This is a genomic window from Andreprevotia sp. IGB-42, from assembly GCF_009848685.1.
Lineage (GTDB): Bacteria > Pseudomonadota > Gammaproteobacteria > Burkholderiales > Chitinibacteraceae > Andreprevotia.
Genome location: NZ_WXTX01000004.1, coordinates 304,994 through 321,782, shown reverse-complemented (window position 1 = coordinate 321,782; position 16,789 = coordinate 304,994). Strand labels below are relative to the sequence as shown.

The 16,789-nt window shown below is 60.6% G+C and carries 15 protein-coding genes; 7 read left to right on the top strand and 8 right to left on the bottom strand.

Going from position 1 to position 16,789, the window contains the following annotated elements:
- Positions 1-152: 152 nt before the first annotated feature.
- Both IGB42_RS08425 and IGB42_RS08420 read left to right on the top strand, forming a co-directional pair.
- Entirely contained in the window at positions 153-1,211 is a 1,059-nt protein-coding gene (locus tag IGB42_RS08425; RefSeq protein WP_159669862.1) for a spermidine/putrescine ABC transporter substrate-binding protein, read from the top strand.
- A 114-nt stretch (positions 1,212-1,325) separates the two neighbouring features.
- A complete protein-coding gene (locus IGB42_RS08420; protein WP_159669859.1) occupies positions 1,326-2,435 on the top strand; it encodes a VanZ family protein in 1,110 nt (369 codons plus the stop codon).
- A 39-nt stretch (positions 2,436-2,474) separates the two neighbouring features.
- On the opposite strand, the gene IGB42_RS08415 is transcribed toward IGB42_RS08420, so the two are convergent.
- Positions 2,475-3,071, bottom strand: coding sequence for a 6-carboxytetrahydropterin synthase (locus IGB42_RS08415; RefSeq protein WP_159669856.1), 597 nt, complete (start codon positions 3,069-3,071; stop codon positions 2,475-2,477).
- Positions 3,043-3,336, bottom strand: a complete 294-nt coding sequence (locus IGB42_RS08410; protein WP_159669853.1) for a hypothetical protein — start codon at positions 3,334-3,336, stop codon at positions 3,043-3,045. Before IGB42_RS08410 ends, IGB42_RS08415 begins: the two co-directional genes overlap by 29 nt.
- A gap of 409 nt (positions 3,337-3,745) precedes the next feature.
- Between IGB42_RS08410 and IGB42_RS08405 the strand changes: the two genes are divergently transcribed.
- Entirely contained in the window at positions 3,746-6,583 is a 2,838-nt protein-coding gene (locus tag IGB42_RS08405) for a chitinase C-terminal domain-containing protein (RefSeq protein WP_236822531.1), read from the top strand.
- 402 nt (positions 6,584-6,985) lie between these two features.
- Here the strand turns inward: IGB42_RS08405 and tal are convergent, their stop codons facing one another.
- The 3 genes from tal to phoB all read right to left on the bottom strand — a co-directional run bounded on the left by tal (position 6,986) and on the right by phoB (position 10,310).
- Positions 6,986-8,065, bottom strand: a complete 1,080-nt coding sequence (tal, locus tag IGB42_RS08400) for a transaldolase (protein WP_159669850.1) — start codon at positions 8,063-8,065, stop codon at positions 6,986-6,988.
- Positions 8,066-8,233: 168 nt separating this feature from the next.
- On the bottom strand, positions 8,234-9,523 hold the full coding sequence (gene phoR, locus IGB42_RS08395) for a phosphate regulon sensor histidine kinase PhoR (protein ID WP_159669847.1): 1,290 nt from the start codon (positions 9,521-9,523) through the stop codon (positions 8,234-8,236).
- A 100-nt stretch (positions 9,524-9,623) separates the two neighbouring features.
- A complete protein-coding gene (phoB, locus tag IGB42_RS08390) occupies positions 9,624-10,310 on the bottom strand; it encodes a phosphate regulon transcriptional regulator PhoB (protein ID WP_159669844.1) in 687 nt (228 codons plus the stop codon).
- 143 nt (positions 10,311-10,453) lie between these two features.
- Between phoB and IGB42_RS08385 the strand changes: the two genes are divergently transcribed.
- From IGB42_RS08385 to ubiB, 4 genes are read left to right on the top strand one after another with little or no spacing between them, the layout of a single operon-like run.
- A complete protein-coding gene (locus IGB42_RS08385; RefSeq protein WP_159669841.1) occupies positions 10,454-10,825 on the top strand; it encodes a gamma-butyrobetaine hydroxylase-like domain-containing protein in 372 nt (123 codons plus the stop codon).
- Between the two features lie 11 nt (positions 10,826-10,836).
- Positions 10,837-11,568 carry a bifunctional demethylmenaquinone methyltransferase/2-methoxy-6-polyprenyl-1,4-benzoquinol methylase UbiE gene (gene ubiE, locus IGB42_RS08380; RefSeq protein ID WP_159669838.1) on the top strand — a complete coding sequence of 244 codons (732 nt, stop codon included), beginning with the start codon at positions 10,837-10,839 and terminating at the stop codon, positions 11,566-11,568.
- A gap of 11 nt (positions 11,569-11,579) precedes the next feature.
- Positions 11,580-12,146 carry an SCP2 domain-containing protein gene (locus IGB42_RS08375; RefSeq protein ID WP_159669835.1) on the top strand — a complete coding sequence of 189 codons (567 nt, stop codon included), beginning with the start codon at positions 11,580-11,582 and terminating at the stop codon, positions 12,144-12,146.
- A complete protein-coding gene (ubiB, locus tag IGB42_RS08370; protein WP_159669831.1) occupies positions 12,146-13,675 on the top strand; it encodes a ubiquinone biosynthesis regulatory protein kinase UbiB in 1,530 nt (509 codons plus the stop codon). The genes IGB42_RS08375 and ubiB overlap by 1 nt, the downstream gene beginning before the upstream one ends.
- Before the next feature lie 82 nt (positions 13,676-13,757).
- On the opposite strand, the gene IGB42_RS08365 is transcribed toward ubiB, so the two are convergent.
- The 3 genes from IGB42_RS08365 to glnL all read right to left on the bottom strand — a co-directional run bounded on the left by IGB42_RS08365 (position 13,758) and on the right by glnL (position 16,686).
- Positions 13,758-14,057: an STAS domain-containing protein gene (locus tag IGB42_RS08365; protein WP_159669828.1), complete on the bottom strand. Its 300-nt coding sequence runs from the start codon at positions 14,055-14,057 to the stop codon at positions 13,758-13,760.
- Positions 14,058-14,209: 152 nt separating this feature from the next.
- Positions 14,210-15,610 (bottom strand): nitrogen regulation protein NR(I), encoded by a 1,401-nt coding sequence (gene ntrC / locus IGB42_RS08360; protein WP_159669826.1) that lies wholly within the window; start codon positions 15,608-15,610, stop codon positions 14,210-14,212.
- Positions 15,607-16,686, bottom strand: coding sequence for a nitrogen regulation protein NR(II) (gene glnL / locus IGB42_RS08355; protein WP_159669823.1), 1,080 nt, complete (start codon positions 16,684-16,686; stop codon positions 15,607-15,609). Before glnL ends, ntrC begins: the two co-directional genes overlap by 4 nt.
- Positions 16,687-16,789: the final 103 nt, after the last annotated feature.

The following is a 16,789-nucleotide window of genomic DNA, read 5'->3' as shown; positions in this document are numbered from 1 at the left end:
TGGTCGCCATTCGGGCCCGCCGCGCCCATGTCGCCGCGCTCCAGCAACTTACATCCCGGATGTTTAAGGCATAATTATCCTCACACCCGCGGTACCCCGGTTCCGCGCCCGATTTTCTGGCTTTTTATTCATTTTCAGGGGTTGTTAGAGCGATGAAAAAACTGTTGCTGGCCTTGTGTCTGGCCACTGGCGTTGCCCAGGCGGAAGACGTGTTGCACGTATACAACTGGAACAACTATATCGCGCCGGAAACCGTGAAGCGGTTCGAAGCGGACTGCAAGTGCCGCGTGGTGCAAGATTACTACGGCGCCATGGAAGAAATGCTGGCCAAGCTGTCGGCCGGTGCCAAGGGCTACGATGTGGTGATCCCTACCGGCTTCGCCATTCCGCCGCTCACCAAGCAAAACCTGGTGCAGCCGCTGGACAAGGCCAAGCTGCCCAACTTCAAGAACGTGAACGCTTCGTTCCTGAACAGCCAGTTCGATGCCGGCAACAAGTTCTCGGTGCCGTACGCATTCACCACCACGCTGATCGGCTACAACGACAAGAAGCTCAAGGAGCTGGGTGTTGATGCGTCGAGCTGGGCGCTGATCTTCGATCCGAAGGTGCTGGAGAAGGTCAAGGGCAAGGTCACCGTGCTGGATGACAGCCGCGAAGTGTTCGCCGCTGCGCTGATGTACAACGGTTACTCGGCCAACTCGGTCAATCCGGACGAGTGGAAGAAAGCTGCTGAAACCATCAAGGCGGCCAAGCCATATTGGGCGGCGTTCAACGGCCAGAGCTATATCAAGGAGCTGACCTTGGGTAATATCTGGGTAGCGCATGGCTATTCCAGCGACATGTTCCAGGCCAACATCGATGCCAAGGCCGCCAAGCGCCCCTTCGGCATTGCTTATAATCTGCAGAAGGAAGGCAACACGCTGTCGGTAGACAATGTGATGATCCTGAAAAACGCGCCGCGCGCGGATCTGGCCCACAAGTTCATCAACTTCATGCTTGATGGCAAGAACGCGGCCGATCTCACCAACATGATCGGTTCGGGCAACCCGAATGCGGCGGCTGCCAAGTTCGTGCAGCCGGAAATCCAGAAGATCAGCGCCGTGTTCCCGGATGCGGCCGCGCTGAAAAAGCTGCAACAGCTCAACGCGCTGGAAGGCAAGCAGCTGCGTGACCTGAACAAACTGTGGACGCAAGTGAAAACGTCCAGGTAAGAGCAACGTGGGTTTTGCTTAGTCCGCGTTAGAATGAAGGGGTGGCCGCAAGGTCGCCCCTTTTTTCTATGCCGATCCGGATTCGATCCCGCTCTCAAAGCCACCCAGACGACGATGCGTGCCTTTCCCCCCATCGCCTACCTTGCCCGCGACGTTGCGCCGTCTCGCGTATCGCGCTTTTTCCTGATCTGCTATTTGCTGGTCATCCTGGTGGTCAGCTTCTATCCGTTCTCTGGCTGGCGTTTTACTGGCGAGCCGGTTCTTGCCTTTTACACCTATCCGCTGCCGTATTACTTCACGCTGTTCGATAACCTGGTGAACGTGCTGGCCTATGTGCCGGTTGGCGTGGGTGTAGGGCTCACGGTGCGCAAGCGTGGTATCTCATGGCTGGTGGCAGCCGTGGCTGGCGCGCTGCTATCGGGAGCGGTGGAATTCATCCAGCAATTCATTCCGGGCCGGATTGCCTCCAATCTGGATATCCTCAGCAATGGTTTCGGTGCGCTGCTGGGCGGCCTGCTGGCATTATTGCTATCCAGCCGCAGCTGGCAGCGGCGCTGGCAGGTATACCGCTATAGCCATATGCGCGAAGGTACGGCAGTGGAATGGGGCGTGGTCTGGCTGGGCTTGTGGTTTGTCACCCAGTTTGATCCTACCGTGCCTTTCCTGGGGGTGGTGGTGGAGGCGCGCGGCTTGCCGCAGCCGTTCGATTCGCCCATTGCCAATGCAGAGCTGTTCCTGCATCTGCTCGAAGCCGGTGGCATGATGCTGCAGATGGTGGGTGTGGCGCTGTTCGTGGCGACGTTGATGCGCCACCCGCGCGAGGTACCCGCAGCCATCCGCATCACGCTGCTCACCGCGCTGGTGGTCAAACTGGCGTTTGCCGGCATGCTGCTGCAACCGGCGCAGTTCTTTGCCTGGGTCAACCGCAACGTGGTGATCGGGGGCGTGGCGGGTAGTGTATTGCTGTGGGGGTTGTGGCGGCTGCAATGGCGCTGGCGCGCACTGTGCGGCGTGCTGGCCTTGGCTGCGGCGGCGGCGGTGAGCTGGATCTGGCCGTTGTCACCACAGCTCTCGGCTACGCTGCCGCTGTTCCGCTGGCACTACGGCCACCTGATGCATTTTTCCGGGCTGGCCGCCGTGATCGGAGATATATGGCCGTACGGCGCCATCATCATCCTGTTGTGTCTGGTACTGCGTCGTGGCGGGCACGGCGATCACTGGTGACCTAAGCCGCGCCCTGAATGAAGACGATCGGAGCGCCTGTCAGGGCTGCACTTGCAGCGCCACATCCGGATTGATCAGCGGCGTGCCGGCCAGCAGCTTATCGTACAGTTGCGGGTCGCCCCATTCGGCGCGGATCTGCTCGGAAAACAAGATCTCTTCCAGCTTGATCAGGCCCATGCGCGGGTTGTAGGCGTCATCGCGGAAGGCCTGCGCGTAGCCGGTATCGGTTTCGTGGGCGATTACCGAATGCAGCAGCACGTCCGCCTCGTTGTTCTTCATCACCGTCTGCTTGAGGATGGCATCGATCAGTACGAAGAACAGCCGTGCAAACTGCTCGGCCGACGGAGACACCGGCAAAGCAATATGGCGGGCCGAAAACTGCTGGCATAGCCGGATGTACTCGGCGTCGTCCTTATCCCAATAACAGATCGCATGGTCAAACGCATCGATCACATCCTTGATCGTGCCCTTCATCAAGCCAAAGTCATACACCATCTGCCCGTGATCCAGCGCGTGTGCTTCCAGCAGCACTTCCACCTTGTAGCTGTGGCCGTGAATCGAGCGCCGGCAGCGATCGCTGGAGCAGTTGCGCACGATGTGCGCGTTTTCAAATTTGAACAGTTTGCGGATCAACATGGGCGGCTTTCCTCTGATAAGCGGTTTTAACAGATGCGCATGGCGGCTTCAAGGCAAGTTCTGCCCATGCAGGATGAGACCACTCCATGACAGCCATATCATTGCCATGGTGCGTCATCGCCCGGAAATGGTGCCGCCCAGTCAGCGCCGGGTGCTGATGATTCATGTTTTGTTTGAGTAATTTTATGGAAAGCATATTGCGCGATGCTGGGAGCAGGCTTCGATCGCTGTTGTATGGAAAAAGCATTTTTTTGCGATTTCCCACAAATTTTTTTCTGCGAAAACTACATTTTGTCAGGGCAAATACTTACATCAGGCGGCGCTAATGATGTGCTGCAGAGCAAAAATTGCGGGCTGCAGCACCTTATTTCATTGGAAGTGAATAAGGTTTGTGTTGCGGTGCAGCATTGGTCGTTAGGGTAATTGTGTAGTCGCTGTGAAATGTAGTCACGACTATGCCCTACAGCGCCCCGTCAGCGCTTTGCCACACCCCTTGACAAGGATTTGGTGCTGTCTGCTAATCAAATTGCCTGAGCCGATTTGTGCCTGTTCGAGTCGGTTTGTGCGCCGCCAAAAACAATATTCTTTCTTGATTATTACAGGGCGGCAAACTGCACCAGACCAGTTACGGTGCATAAACAATGCCAATTCCAAGGTTGGAGGAGACTTTTACCATGATGCAACGCTTCGCCCTCGCGGTGATCCCTGCTGCGCTGATTGCCGTCCACGCATATGCCGCTTATCCGGCATGGCAAGAAGGCAATACATACGCTGCTGGCACCTTCGTCAGCTACAACGGCCATGACTACAAAGCGCTGGTTACCCACACCGCTTATGTAGGCGCTGGCTGGAACCCGGCTTCCACACCGACCCTGTGGGCAGATCAAGGCGTAACCAGCGGCAATACACCGGTACCTACACCGACTACAGCTCCGACGCCGACAACTGCACCGACACCGACTACCAAGCCGAGCGTCACACCGACAACTGGCCCGACACCGACAGTAGCCCCGACTGCAACAACTGCACCGACAGCTACCCCGGTTCCCGGCACTGTCTGTTACCAGGCATGGAGCAGCGGCACCGCCTACAACGGCGGCGCACAAGTGACCTACAACGGTCGCAACTATCAAGCCAAGTGGTGGACCAGCGGCGATATCCCGTCGGCCAATACTGGCGACGGCAAGCCATGGACTGATCTCGGCGTTTGCGGTGGCAATGCCACCCCGACCCCGACAACCGGCCCGACACCGACACTGAAGCCGACAGTCACCCCGACACCGGTCGGCCCGACTGTTACCCCGACACCGACCCAGAAGCCGACTGTCACTCCGACACCGACAACCGGCCCGACTGTTACCCCGACACCGACCCAGAAGCCGACCGTCACCCCGACACCGACCACTGGCCCGACTGTCACCCCGACACCGGTTGGCCCGACAGCAACCCCGACACCGACCGTGGTTCCGGGTACTGATTGCCGTCCGGATGGCCTGACCAGCACTGTTGCCAACGTACCGTATTGCACCGTGTACGACGCCAACGGCCGCGAAATCCTGCCGAACGGCCTGAAGCGCCGCATCATCGGTTACTACACCAACTGGCGCACCGGCAAGAACGGCCTGCCAGGCTACCTGCCGTCCGATATTCCATGGAACGACATTTCGCACATCAACTACGCATTCGCGCACATCGACAGCAGCAACAAGGTGTCGGTGAACGAAGACGTGGCCGGTAACGAATCCACCGGCATGGTGTGGGACGGTTCCGATGGCAAGCCGGTTGTTCCTGCAGCGGCAATGGACCCGAGCCTGCCGTACAAGGGCAACTTCAACCTGCTGAACAAGTTCAAGAAGCAGCATCCTGGCGTGAAGACACTGGTTTCGATCGGTGGCTGGGCTGAAACCGGTGGCTACTTCGGCGCCGACGGCAACCGCGTATCGTCGGGTGGCTACTACACCATGACGACCAACGCCAATGGCTCGATCAACACCGCAGGTATCAATGCGTTTGCTGATTCCACCGTTGCGTTCCTGCGCAAGTACGGCTTCGATGGCGCGGATCTCGATTACGAATATCCGACCACGATGGACAAGGCCGGCAACCCGCTCGACTGGGCAGTTTCCAGCCCGCGTCTGGCAGGCCTGCAAGCGTCGTACCGCGAACTGCTTAAGGTTCTGCGCAACAAGCTGGATCTGGCTTCGGTTGCTGATGGCAAGTACTACATGATGACCATCGCATCGCCGTCGTCGGCATACATGCTGCGTGGCATGGAAGCCTTCCAGGGTACCCAGTACCTCGACTACGTGAACATCATGTCGTATGACCTGCACGGTGCATGGAACGAGTTCGTCGGTCCTAACGCTGCGCTGTTCGATGACGGCAAGGATGCCGAGCTCGCCAAGTGGTCGGTGTACTCGTCCGCCCAATACGGTGGCATCGGTTACCTGAACACAGACTGGGCCTACCGCTACTTCCGCGGCAGCGTGCAGTCCGGCCGTATCAACGCCGGCGTACCGTATTACACCCGTGGTCACAAGGATGTGGTTGGTGGCAACAACGGTCTGTGGGGTACATCGCCGAAGTCGGCCAACTGCGGTCCTGGCCTGACAGAGTGCGGCCTGGGTGCAATCGGTATCGATAACATCTGGCATGACCTGGATCAGAACGGCAAGGAAATGGGTGCTGGCTCCAACCCGATGTGGCACGCCAAGAACCTTGAAAAGGGTGTCGCTGGTGACTACCTGCCGCTGTTCGGCCTGGCTGCTGCTGACCTGACTGGCACTTATGTCCGTAACTACGACGCAACCCTGGTTGCTCCGTGGCTGTGGAACGCCAGCAAGAAGGTATTCATCTCGACCGAGGACGAGCAATCTGTCCAGCGCAAGGCCGAGTGGATCATCAGCAACGGCATCGGTGGTGCGATGTTCTGGGAACTGGCTGGCGACTACGATTACGACGCCAACAAGACCAACCTGAATGGCACCAAGGGTCAGTACGTACCGGGCTCCACGTTGACCAAGCTGTTTGCAACCAACTTCCGCAGTGCGTCGCCGTATGGCAACAAGCGCGCGAAGACCACGTTGCCGACTCAGCAAATCGACCTGAAGTTTGATCTGACCAACTTCAAGCTGGGCGATCAGAACTACCCGATCAACCCGTATCTGCGCATAACCAACAACACCGGTGTTGCACTGCCACCGGGTACCGTAATCGAATTCGATTACCCGGTTGCTGCGCCGAACAATATGGCTGATCAGTCGTCTGCCGAGCTGACTGTTGTATCGTCCGAGCACACTGGCAACAACATCGGTGGTTTCAAGGGTGACTTCCATCACGTGAAGCTTCACACGCCGAACTGGACCACTGTTGCAGCTGGTGGCACGCTCGATCTGACCTTGAACTACTACCTGCCTATCTCCGGCCCGTCCAACTATGTTGTGACACTGGGTGGCAAGAAGTACGTGATCAAGCAGGAATATCCAAACCTGCCGGCCGGCACACTCCAGTAATATCGGGGTAGCCAGTCTCTGAAACGGGCGAGTCGCAAGACTCGCCCGTTTTTTATTTGCCCGGCGCTGGCTGCGTTTTGCCGGATTGGCCGTGCTTGTGGCAATGCAGGGCAGAGGTCCATGGCGGCATCCGGCCCGTGCCATGACTGCCAATGCATGGATGAATGATCACGGTGCTGTGCAGGCGGCTGGTAACGGCAGGGGTGGCTACGGCGGCATCAGGGCCGCGTTGTTGCCGGCACGCCCGGTAAGCGGTGCCGCCCTCCGGCAAGGCCGCAACCGGCTACCAGCGGTGCCATGTGGCCTGCATGGTCGGCGTTTACACAACGGCAGCACGCAATTGGCAGGCAACAAAAAGGCCAATCCGCAGATTGGCCTTTCTGGTCTTCCGGCTGACCGTGCTTACTTGGTCAATTCCAGCAGCTTTTCAAAAGCTTCGTCGAACAGCTTCAGGCCGTCGCTTTGCAGTTGTTCGCCCACGCTGTTGAAGTCGATGCCCAGCTTGCGCAGGGTCACCAGGGTCTGGATCGCTTCGTCGGTGTTGGCTTCGAGCTTGTCGGCGGCATCGCCGTGATCGCGGAATGCGTTCAGGGTGGCATCCGGCACGGTGTTGACGGTTTCCGGCCCGATCAGTTCTTCCACGTACAGCACATCGCGGTAAGTCGGGTTCTTGGTGCCGGTAGATGCCCACAGCAGGCGTTGCGGGTTGGCACCGGCAGCCTTCAGCTTGGCAAAGCGGTTGCCGTGGAACAGTTGCTTGTAGTGCTGGTAGGCCACCTTCACGAAGGCAATGGCGCTCTTGCCGCGCAGCGCCAGTGCTTCCGGGGTACCGATGTTTTCCAGCGCCTTGTCCAGCAGCACGTCAACGCGCGACAGGAACACGGATGCCACGGCGTGGATGTGGTCAACCGGCTCGCCGGCGTGCAGACGGCTTTCCAGGCCGCGGATGTACGCGGTCAGTACGTCGTCGGTCTGCTTCAGGCTGAACATCAGCGTGATGTTCACGTTGATGCCGGCAGCGATCAGTTGCTCGAATGCCAGTACGCCAGCGTGGGTAGCCGGTACCTTGATCATAGCGTTCGGGCGGTTCACCGCGGCCCACAGGCGCTTGGCGTTGTCGACCGTGCCCTGGGTGTCGTTGGCGAGGAACGGCGATACTTCCAGGCTCACATAACCGTCGAGCTTGTTGCTGCTGTTGTATTGCGGCAGGTTCAGGTCGCAAGTGGCCTGGATGTCCGGAATGACCAGTGCTTCGTAGCGCTGTTCAGCGGTCAGGTCCTGCGCCTTCAGTGCGGCGAGGTCGGCAGCGTAGAGCGGATCACTCGAAATCGACTTGTAAAAAATGGCCGGGTTCGATGTCACACCAGCGATCGCATCTTCGTCGAGCAGCTTTTGCAGCTCGCCCGATTGCAGCAGGCCACGGGACAGATTGTCCAGCCAGATGCGTTGACCGAAGGGTTTGATGGCGGCGATTCTACTCATTGCGTGCACCTCGTTTATTGATCGGACAGGCCCGGAAATCGGGCAGACTCAAGAGTTTGACACTGCGCCCATGCACTGTGCAATCCATCGCGCAATTTACCCGACGAACATGACGGAAAAACGCGGCTTGCACGGTCTGTTTTCATGCCTGCCGGGCGGCGGTCGCGCTCAGTCGGTGATCAGCCGCTGCATGGGAAACTTCACCGCAAATTCGCTGCCCTCACCCAGCCGGGAGCGGATCACCATCTGCGCCTGATGGCGCTGCAGGATGTGCTTGACGATGGCCAGGCCCAAACCCGTGCCGCCAGTGGAGCGCGAGCGGCCGCGGTCCACGCGGTAAAAGCGCTCGGTCAGGCGGGGGACATGCTCGGGGGCAATGCCGATGCCGGTGTCTTCCACGCCGAAGCAGGCATGCTCGCCCTCGGCGCGCCAGTTCAGCGTGATGGTACCCCCGGCCGGCGTGTAACGGATGGCGTTGGAAACCAGGTTGCCGAATGCAGAATGCAATTCATCGTGATTGCCGATCAGCCGCGCGGTGGCAATGGTACCGATGCGGATCTGGTGCCGGCCTTGCGACAAGCCTTCGGCCTCTGCCGCCAGCAGGCGCATCAGTTGCGGCACGTCCACTTCTTCTTCACGCAGTTGCTGGCCGTTTTCCAGCTTGGACAGTGTCAGCAGGTCTTCCACCAGCCGTTGCATGCGCTGGGTTTGCTCGTACATCAGCTGCAATTGCTGCGAGCGCGTGGTGGCGTCCAGATCGGGGATGTCGATCATGGTCTCGATGAAGCCGCCCACTACGGTCAGCGGCGTGCGCAGCTCGTGCGATACGTTGGCGATGAAATCTCGGTGCACGGTCTGCACGCGGTCCAGCTGCGTGATGTCGCGGCTGAGCAGCAGCTTGCGGGTGGAATCGAACGGCACCAGTTGTACCGACAGTACCTGCTCGGTCGGCCGCGCGGTGCGCAGCATCAGCGGGTGGGCAAAGTCTTGCGTACGCAGGTATTCGCGCAGGCTGGGCTGGCGCAGGATGTTGGTGACCACCTGCCAGATGTCGGCAATACGATCGATGCCCAGATGTACGCTGGCTGCCTGGTTGCACCATTCGATACGGTCATGCTCATCAAGGATGATCACGCCGTCCGGCAATGCCTCGCCAGCGCTGGTGAAGCGGTCCAGCGTGTTGGCCAGCCGGTCCTGCTGTTTTTTCTGCAGGCGTACCTGGTCATAGAACTTGTCGAACACTTCCTGCCACAGCAAGAAGCTTTGTGGCACGGTTTCCACGCGGGGGTGCTGCGCCCAGCGGTATAGCCGCCCCAGGTTGTACAGGTGGAACAGCAACGAACCGGAAATCACCACCAGTGCAAAAACCAGTGCCCACAAGGTGCCATATACCGCGCCCACCATCAGCGCGATCAGCGTGATGATCAGGTAATAAATGATGGAACGCAGCCAGAGCATGGAATTCAACCGATAGGGAGAGGGTGGGCAAGCGCCGACACGGCAGCCTGCCCCATTTTAGAGCGATCCGGCTTTAAGTTTTGATGAACCTAGCTGGCAATCATTGTGCCGAGAGGCGATAACCGGTGCCACGCACTGTCTGGATCAGGCGGTCGAAGTTGGTGGCTTCCAGTGCCGAGCGCAGGCGGCGGATATGCACATCCACCGTGCGTTCTTCCACAAACACATGGTCGCCCCACACCTGGTCGAGCAACTGGGCACGCGAATGCACGCGCTCCGGGTGGGTCATGAAGTAGTGCAACAGGCGGAATTCGGTCGGGCCCAGGTCGATATGCTCGCCGTTGCCGGTTACGCGATGCGTGGTCGGGTCCAGCTTCAGGCCCTGCACTTCCACCAGATCATCGGTGACCTGCGGTGCACGGCGGCGCAGCACGGCCTTGATGCGGGCCTGCAGCTCGCGCGGGCTGAATGGCTTGGTGATGTAATCATCGGCACCGGTATCGAGGCCGGTAATCTTGTCCTGTTCATCGCTGCGTGCAGTCAGCATGATGAGCGGAATGGTCTTGGTGCGCTCTTCCGCGCGCAGCTTCTTGGCCAGTTCGATGCCGGTCATGCCGGGCAGCATCCAGTCCAGCAGGATCAGGTCAGGTAGCGCATTGCGCACGATGTTCTGGGCGGATTCGGCCGAGTCGGCGCGCATCACGTGGTGGCCCGCTTGCGTGAGGTTGAAAGCGATCAGTTCCTGGATGGCGGGTTCGTCTTCAACGAGCAGGATGTTGGCGGGCATGGCGGGCTCACAATTTGGATTTGTTGCGAGATTAGTACCCTATTGTGAACCTAATATGACAAGTCGTCGTATTGGTGCCGAGGTATCCGGCAGTTGCCTGCGCGCGTTATCATTCGTCTTCATACAAAAATCCCCGGAAAACCATGGCTGGCTTGAATGCGGCGACGCCGCTGCCCGTTGAAATACAGTTACATCAAATTTCGCGTGTGCTCGAAATAGCCTTCGACGACGGTAGCCGTTTCAGTCTGCCGTGTGAGTACCTGCGGGTCTTTTCGCCGTCGGCCGAAGTACGCGGCCACGGTATCGGCCCCGGGGTGCTGCAGGTGGGCAAGAAGAACGTCGGCGTCGTCGATGTGATCCAGGTGGGCCATTACGCGGTGAAACTGGTGTTCGACGACGGCCACGATTCCGGCCTGTATTCCTGGGATTACCTGTACGAACTGGGGCGCGATCAGGCGGCCCGCTGGCAGGATTATCTGCAACGGCTGGCTGCGGCCGGCGCCACACGCGACTGACAAGGAAACCCATGTCCGATACCCATTTCGGCTTCAAGACCGTCAACGAAACAGACAAGGCCCAGAAAGTGGCCGAGGTCTTCCATTCCGTCGCGCAGAAGTACGATGTGATGAACGACCTGATGAGCGCGGGCCTGCATCGCGCATGGAAGTTCTTCACCATCGAGACCAGTGGCGCCCGCCCGGGCGACAAGGTGCTCGACATTGCCGGCGGCACCGGCGACCTTTCCAAGGCATTTGCGAAAAAGGTCGGCAAGACCGGCCAGGTGTGGTTGACCGATATCAACAGCTCGATGCTGGGTGTAGGCCGTGACCGCCTGCTGGACAAGGGCATCGCTACGCCGGTCGCGCAATGCGATGCCGAAAAGCTGCCATTCCCGGACAACTACTTCGATATCGTGTCGGTGGCGTTTGGCCTGCGCAACATGACGCACAAGGATGCGGCGCTGAAGGAAATGCATCGCGTGCTCAAGCCTGGTGGCCGCCTGCTGGTGTTGGAGTTCTCCAAGGTGTGGACGCCGCTCAAGCCCGCGTATGACCTGTATTCGTTCAAGCTGCTGCCGTTCATGGGCAAGCTGGTGGCCAACGATGCCGACTCCTATCAGTACCTGGCCGAGTCGATCCGCATGCATCCGGATCAGGAGACCCTCAAGCAGATGATGCTGGACGCCGGTTTCATCCGCGCCGATTTCCACAACATGAGCGCCGGTGTGGTGGCGCTGCACAAGGGTATCAAGGCCTGAGGGCGATCACCATGCTGGTCAGACTGCTCAACCACTTGTTCGATGCCGACGCTGCCGCCCGCAGCGAGCTGGCCGGCTATCGCGGGCGCACCTTGCGCCTGGTGTTCCCGGCGCTGGCTGCGACGCTCACCATCGGCGACGATGGCCGCTGGCAGGCCGCCGCCGCCGACGTAGTATCCGAAGCCACGCTCACGCTGCCGCTGGCGTTTTTCATGACCTTCGCGTTCGATCGCGTGGCCGCGCAAAAGCAATTGCAGATCACCGGCGATGCCGAGCTGGCTGCCGGCATCGGCCGTGTGCTGGGCCAGGTGCGCTGGGATGCGGCCGAGGAGCTGTCGCAACTGGTGGGCGACGTGGCCGCGCAGCGGCTGGTATGGCTGGCCGGCAAGGTGGGGGGCATACCCGCTGCCATCGGCTCGCGCATGCTGGTGCACCTGGTTGAGTACTGGCGCGATGAAGCGCCACTGCTTGCCAACAAAGCCGATGTCGAGCGCTACTGCGCCGGGGTCGATACCCTGCGCGACGATCTGGCCAGGCTGGAACAGCGCCTCGCCCTCCTTACCCAGAAAACCGCCTGATGCGCCTGTTCCGTCTGTTTAAAATTGCCCGTGTCGTCGTGCACTACGGGCTGGATGAATTTCTGCTCGGCCACGAGCGCGTGCACGGGCTGCGCCGGGTACTGGACGCGCTGTTCTTCTGGCGCACGCTCAGCCGTCCGCGCGGCGAGCGGCTGCGGTTGGCGCTGGAAGACCTGGGGCCGATCTTCGTCAAGTTCGGCCAGGTGCTGTCGACGCGGCGTGATCTGCTGCCGCTCGATATTGCTGATGAGCTGGCGCACCTGCAGGACCGGGTGCCACCCTTCCCGGCAGAGATTGCGGTCGCGGTGATCGAACGCGGCCTCGGCAAGCCGCTGGCCGAGCTGTATGCCGAGTTTGACCGGGTGCCGGTAGCATCGGCATCGATTGCGCAGGTGCACAAGGCGCGCCTGCACGATGATGGTGTACACGGTGGCCGCAGCGTGGCGGTGAAGGTGCTGCGCCCGGATATTCTGGCGGTGATCGAATCCGATCTGGCGCTGATGCGCGTGATGGCCGCACTGGTGGAAAAGCTGTTTGCCGACGGCAAGCGCCTGAAGCCGCGCGAGGTGGTGGCCGAGTTCGACAAATACCTGCACGATGAGCTGGACCTGATGATCGAGGCCGGCAATGCCAGCCAGTTGCGGCGCAATTTCCTCAACTCCGATCAGTTGCTGGTTCCGGAAGTGTTCTACGACTGGACCAGCCGCGAAGTGCTGACGCTGGAATGGATGGACGGCACGCCGATCAGCCGCATCGATGAGCTGCGCGCCGCAGGCATCGACCTGAAGAAACTCAGCCGCTACGGCGTGGAAATCTTCTTCACGCAGGTGTTCCGCGATGGCTTTTTCCATGCCGACATGCATCCGGGCAATATCTTCGTGGCGGCCGACAACCGCTATATCGCGCTCGATTTCGGCATCGTCGGCTCGCTGTCCGAGAAAGACAAGCAGTATCTGGCAATCAATTTCCTGGCGTTCTTCAACCGCGATTACCACCGTGTGGCCACCGCGCACATCGAATCGGGCTGGGTGCCCAAGGAGACGCGCGCCGAAGAGCTGGAAGCGGCCATCCGCACCGCCTGTGAGCCCATTTTCGACAAGCCGATCTCGCAGATTTCCTTCGGGCAGGTATTGCTGCGGCTGTTTGAAACCAGCCGCCGCTTCAATATCGAAATCCAGCCGCAGCTGGTGCTGTTGCAGAAAACCTTGCTCAATATCGAGGGGCTGGGCCGCCAGCTCGATCCCGACCTGGACCTGTGGCAAACCGCCAAGCCGTTCCTGGAGCGCTGGATGAACGAGCAGATCGGCTGGCGCGCCATGTGGCGCAACCTCAAGCGCGAAGCACCGCAATGGGCGGCGCTGCTGCCGGTATTGCCACGGCAGCTGGCCGAGCTGACGCGCCAGAACCCCACCGAGCTGCTGGTGTACGGCTACCGCGGGCTGATGTGGGAGCAGAAGAAGCGCAACTGGCTGCTGGCGGCCATTGCTGCGCTGCTGGCGGGCTTGCTGGCCACGCTGTGGTGGCGTTGATCCGGCTACTGCTCGCGTAGGGCCATGCATCAAAAACAAAGGCCAGTCGCAATGACTGGCCTTTTGCTTGCCACTGGCGCGCTCAGCGGATCTCGAAAATCTTGCTGAAGTTGGCAATGTCGAGCACGGTACGCACCGTGCCACGGCAGTTGGTCAGCACCACCTTGCGGCCGGCAGCGCGCTCGTTCAACAGCAACAGCATGCCCAGCGCGGCCGAATCCATGTAACCGACCTTGTCGAAATCGATTTCGATCAGCGTGATGCCCGGCGCGGCAATGGCGTTGGTGGTGGTCTGCTTGAACTCGCGGTGCGCTTCGTAGGTGAAGTTGCCTTCCAGTTCGATCAGTGCGCGGCCGTCGTTCACAGTCAGTGTGGCTTGCATGGTGGCTTCAGTATTCCGGGGCAATGGACGGGGCTTGCCAGCCATGCTGCAATGCACGCTGACAAGCCCAGTCTAACAACTGTGCCCGGAAACGCAATAAAACCTACAGTGCTGTCGGGTTACAGTGTGTCACGGTCGCAGCGGGTGGGTACTTAGCGGTTATCCATCCCCAGCTCCTGGATTTTGCGCGTCAGCGTATTGCGGCCCCAGCCCAGCAATTCGGCCGCTTCGATGCGCTTGCCGCCGGTATGCGCCAGCGCGCGCTCGATCACCGTGCGCTCGAAATCCGGCATGATTTCGTCCAGCACGCGCAGCTCGCCCCGTGCCAGCCGGCTGCCGATTTCCTCAGCGAGTGCCGCGCGCCAGTCACCGAATGCCAGCGGCAATGCGCCGGGTTGTGCGCTCTCGCTCACTTCCGGTGGCAGGTCATTGGCTTCCACCACTGCGCCCGGCGCCATCACCGTCATCCAGTGACAGAGGTTTTCCAGCTGGCGCACATTGCCCGGAAACGGGAAGGCGGTGAGCTTGCTCATCGCATCGTCAGACAAGCGCTTGGATTCCACCCCCAGCTCCACGGCGCTACGCTGCAGGAAATGCCGAGCCAGCAGCGGGATATCCTGCGGGCGTTCGCGCAATGCCGGCAGCCGCAGCCGGATCACATTCAGCCGGTGGAACAGGTCTTCACGGAAGCGCCCCAACTTTACATGCTCTTCCAGATTCTGGTGCGTGGCGGCAATCACGCGCACATTGGCGCGGATTGGCTGGTGGCCGCCCACGCGGTAGTAGAAGCCATCCGAGAGCACGCGCAGCAACCGGGTTTGCAGGTCGGCCGGCATGTCGCCGATTTCATCGAGGAACAGCGTGCCGCCCTCGGCCTGCTCGAAACGCCCCTGGCGGCGCGCCTCGGCACCGGTGAACGAGCCGCGCTCGTGGCCGAACAGCTCCGATTCCAGCAAATCCTTGGGGATGGCAGCGGTATTGATGGCAATGAACGGTTTGGCGCTGCGCGGGCTGTGGCGGTGCAAAGCGCGTGCCACCAGCTCCTTGCCGCTGCCCGATTCACCGGTGATCATCACCGTGGCAGACGATTGCGACAGCCGGCCAATGGCGCGGAACACGTCCTGCATCGCCGGTGCCTGGCCGAGGATGTCCGGGGTATCGACTGCCGGCACTTCCTCCGCATGCTGGCGCTGGCCTTCGGCCAGTGCACGCTGTACCAGTGCCACCGCCTGGTCGACATCGAACGGCTTGGGCAGGTATTCGAACGCGCCGCCCTGGAAGGCAGCCACCGCGCTTTCCAGATCGGAATGCGCGGTCATGATGATCACCGGCAGGCTGGGGTGCTCGGCCTTCACCAGCTCGAGGAAGGTCAGGCCCGATTCACCGGGCATGCGGATATCACACACCACGGCTGCCGGGGTTTCGCGGCGCAGCCGCTCCAGTGCTTCGGTGGCGGAGGAAAACGTGCTGTGCGCAATGCCCTCGCGGGCGAGGACTTTCTCGAAAACCCAGCGGATGGAACGGTCGTCGTCGATGACCCAGACGTTGCTCATGCTTTCTCCGGTACAAGGTTGGTTTGCCAGCCGTTAAGCGGCAGGATCAATGTGAAACAGGTGTAGCCAGGTCGGCTGTCGAACTCGATCGCGCCGTGGTGCTGGCTGATATAGGTGTGCGCCAGGTGCAGGCCGATGCCGGTGCCGCCCGGGCGGCCCGATACCAGCGGGTAGAACAGCGTTTCCTTCAGCGCATCCGGAATGCCGGGGCCGTTGTCGATGATCTGCACCATGATCGCCAGCGGGAAGCGCTTGCGGTTGAGCGTGGCCTGCCGCGTGATGCGGGTTTTCAGGATCACCTCGCCAATGCCGGACATCGCCTGCACAGCGTTGCGCACGATATTGAGCGTGGCCTGTATCAGTTGTTCGCGGTCGCCGATCAGGCCGGGCAGGCTGGTATCGTAATCGCGGCGCACCGCCAGGCCGTTCGGGGTTTCGGCCAGCACCAGGCTGCGCACGCGCTCCAGCACCTCGTGGATGCTCAGCTCGGAGAGCTTGGGCAAGCGGTGCGGCGTCAGCAGCCGGTCCAGCAGGCCTTGCAGCCGCTGCGATTCCTCGATGATGACCTGCGTGTATTCCTTGAGCTGCGGATCGGCCAGTTCGCTCGACAGCAGTTGCGCGGCGCCGCGGATGCCACCCAGCGGGTTCTTGATCTCGTGTGCCAGGTTGCGGATCAGCTCGCGGTTGGCCTGCTGCTGTGCCTGCAGCCGCTCTTCGTTGGCAATGCGGCGTTGCTGGTCGATCTGCCGTACTTCCAGCAGCGCATCGGCCTCCGGCGATTCGATCGGGCTGGCGCTCATCGACACATAGATTTCGCCATGCGCCGAGTTCAGCAGCAGTTCGTGCTCGGTGATGCTGATGTTCTCATTCAGCGCGGTGATCGCCGCCTGTACCAGCGGGCTTTCCGGCGCCAGGCACGCAGACAGCGTCAACCCCAGCTCTTCTTCCTTGAGGCCGAGCAGATCGGCTGCGGCGGGGTTGAAGTACGCAACTTCGCCGTTTTTCCTGACCGCGATGATGGCGGTGTCCAGGAAATCCAGTCCGGAGAAGAACGGGGATGGGGGAGGGTATTTCATCGGGCGCTACCACCTGTATGCATCTGGGCACGACCAAGCAATTAGCAGGCCAGCCGCTGCAAAGCGCCGCCGGGCAAGGCCGGGTGCCATTGCCGCACACGAT

Coding starts and splice junctions, on each gene's coding strand:
- IGB42_RS08425 (WP_159669862.1), top strand. CDS start 153: ATGAAAAAACTGTTGCTGGCCTTGTGTCTGGCCACTGGCGTTGCCCAG.
- IGB42_RS08420 (WP_159669859.1), top strand. CDS start 1,326: ATGCGTGCCTTTCCCCCCATCGCCTACCTTGCCCGCGACGTTGCGCCG.
- IGB42_RS08415 (WP_159669856.1), bottom strand. CDS start 3,071: ATGTTGATCCGCAAACTGTTCAAATTTGAAAACGCGCACATCGTGCGC.
- IGB42_RS08405 (WP_236822531.1), top strand. CDS start 3,746: ATGATGCAACGCTTCGCCCTCGCGGTGATCCCTGCTGCGCTGATTGCC.
- tal (WP_159669850.1), bottom strand. CDS start 8,065: ATGAGTAGAATCGCCGCCATCAAACCCTTCGGTCAACGCATCTGGCTG.
- phoR (WP_159669847.1), bottom strand. CDS start 9,523: ATGCTCTGGCTGCGTTCCATCATTTATTACCTGATCATCACGCTGATC.
- phoB (WP_159669844.1), bottom strand. CDS start 10,310: ATGCCCGCCAACATCCTGCTCGTTGAAGACGAACCCGCCATCCAGGAA.
- IGB42_RS08385 (WP_159669841.1), top strand. CDS start 10,454: ATGGCTGGCTTGAATGCGGCGACGCCGCTGCCCGTTGAAATACAGTTA.
- ubiE (WP_159669838.1), top strand. CDS start 10,837: ATGTCCGATACCCATTTCGGCTTCAAGACCGTCAACGAAACAGACAAG.
- IGB42_RS08375 (WP_159669835.1), top strand. CDS start 11,580: ATGCTGGTCAGACTGCTCAACCACTTGTTCGATGCCGACGCTGCCGCC.
- ubiB (WP_159669831.1), top strand. CDS start 12,146: ATGCGCCTGTTCCGTCTGTTTAAAATTGCCCGTGTCGTCGTGCACTAC.
- IGB42_RS08365 (WP_159669828.1), bottom strand. CDS start 14,057: ATGCAAGCCACACTGACTGTGAACGACGGCCGCGCACTGATCGAACTG.
- ntrC (WP_159669826.1), bottom strand. CDS start 15,610: ATGAGCAACGTCTGGGTCATCGACGACGACCGTTCCATCCGCTGGGTT.
- glnL (WP_159669823.1), bottom strand. CDS start 16,686: ATGAAATACCCTCCCCCATCCCCGTTCTTCTCCGGACTGGATTTCCTG.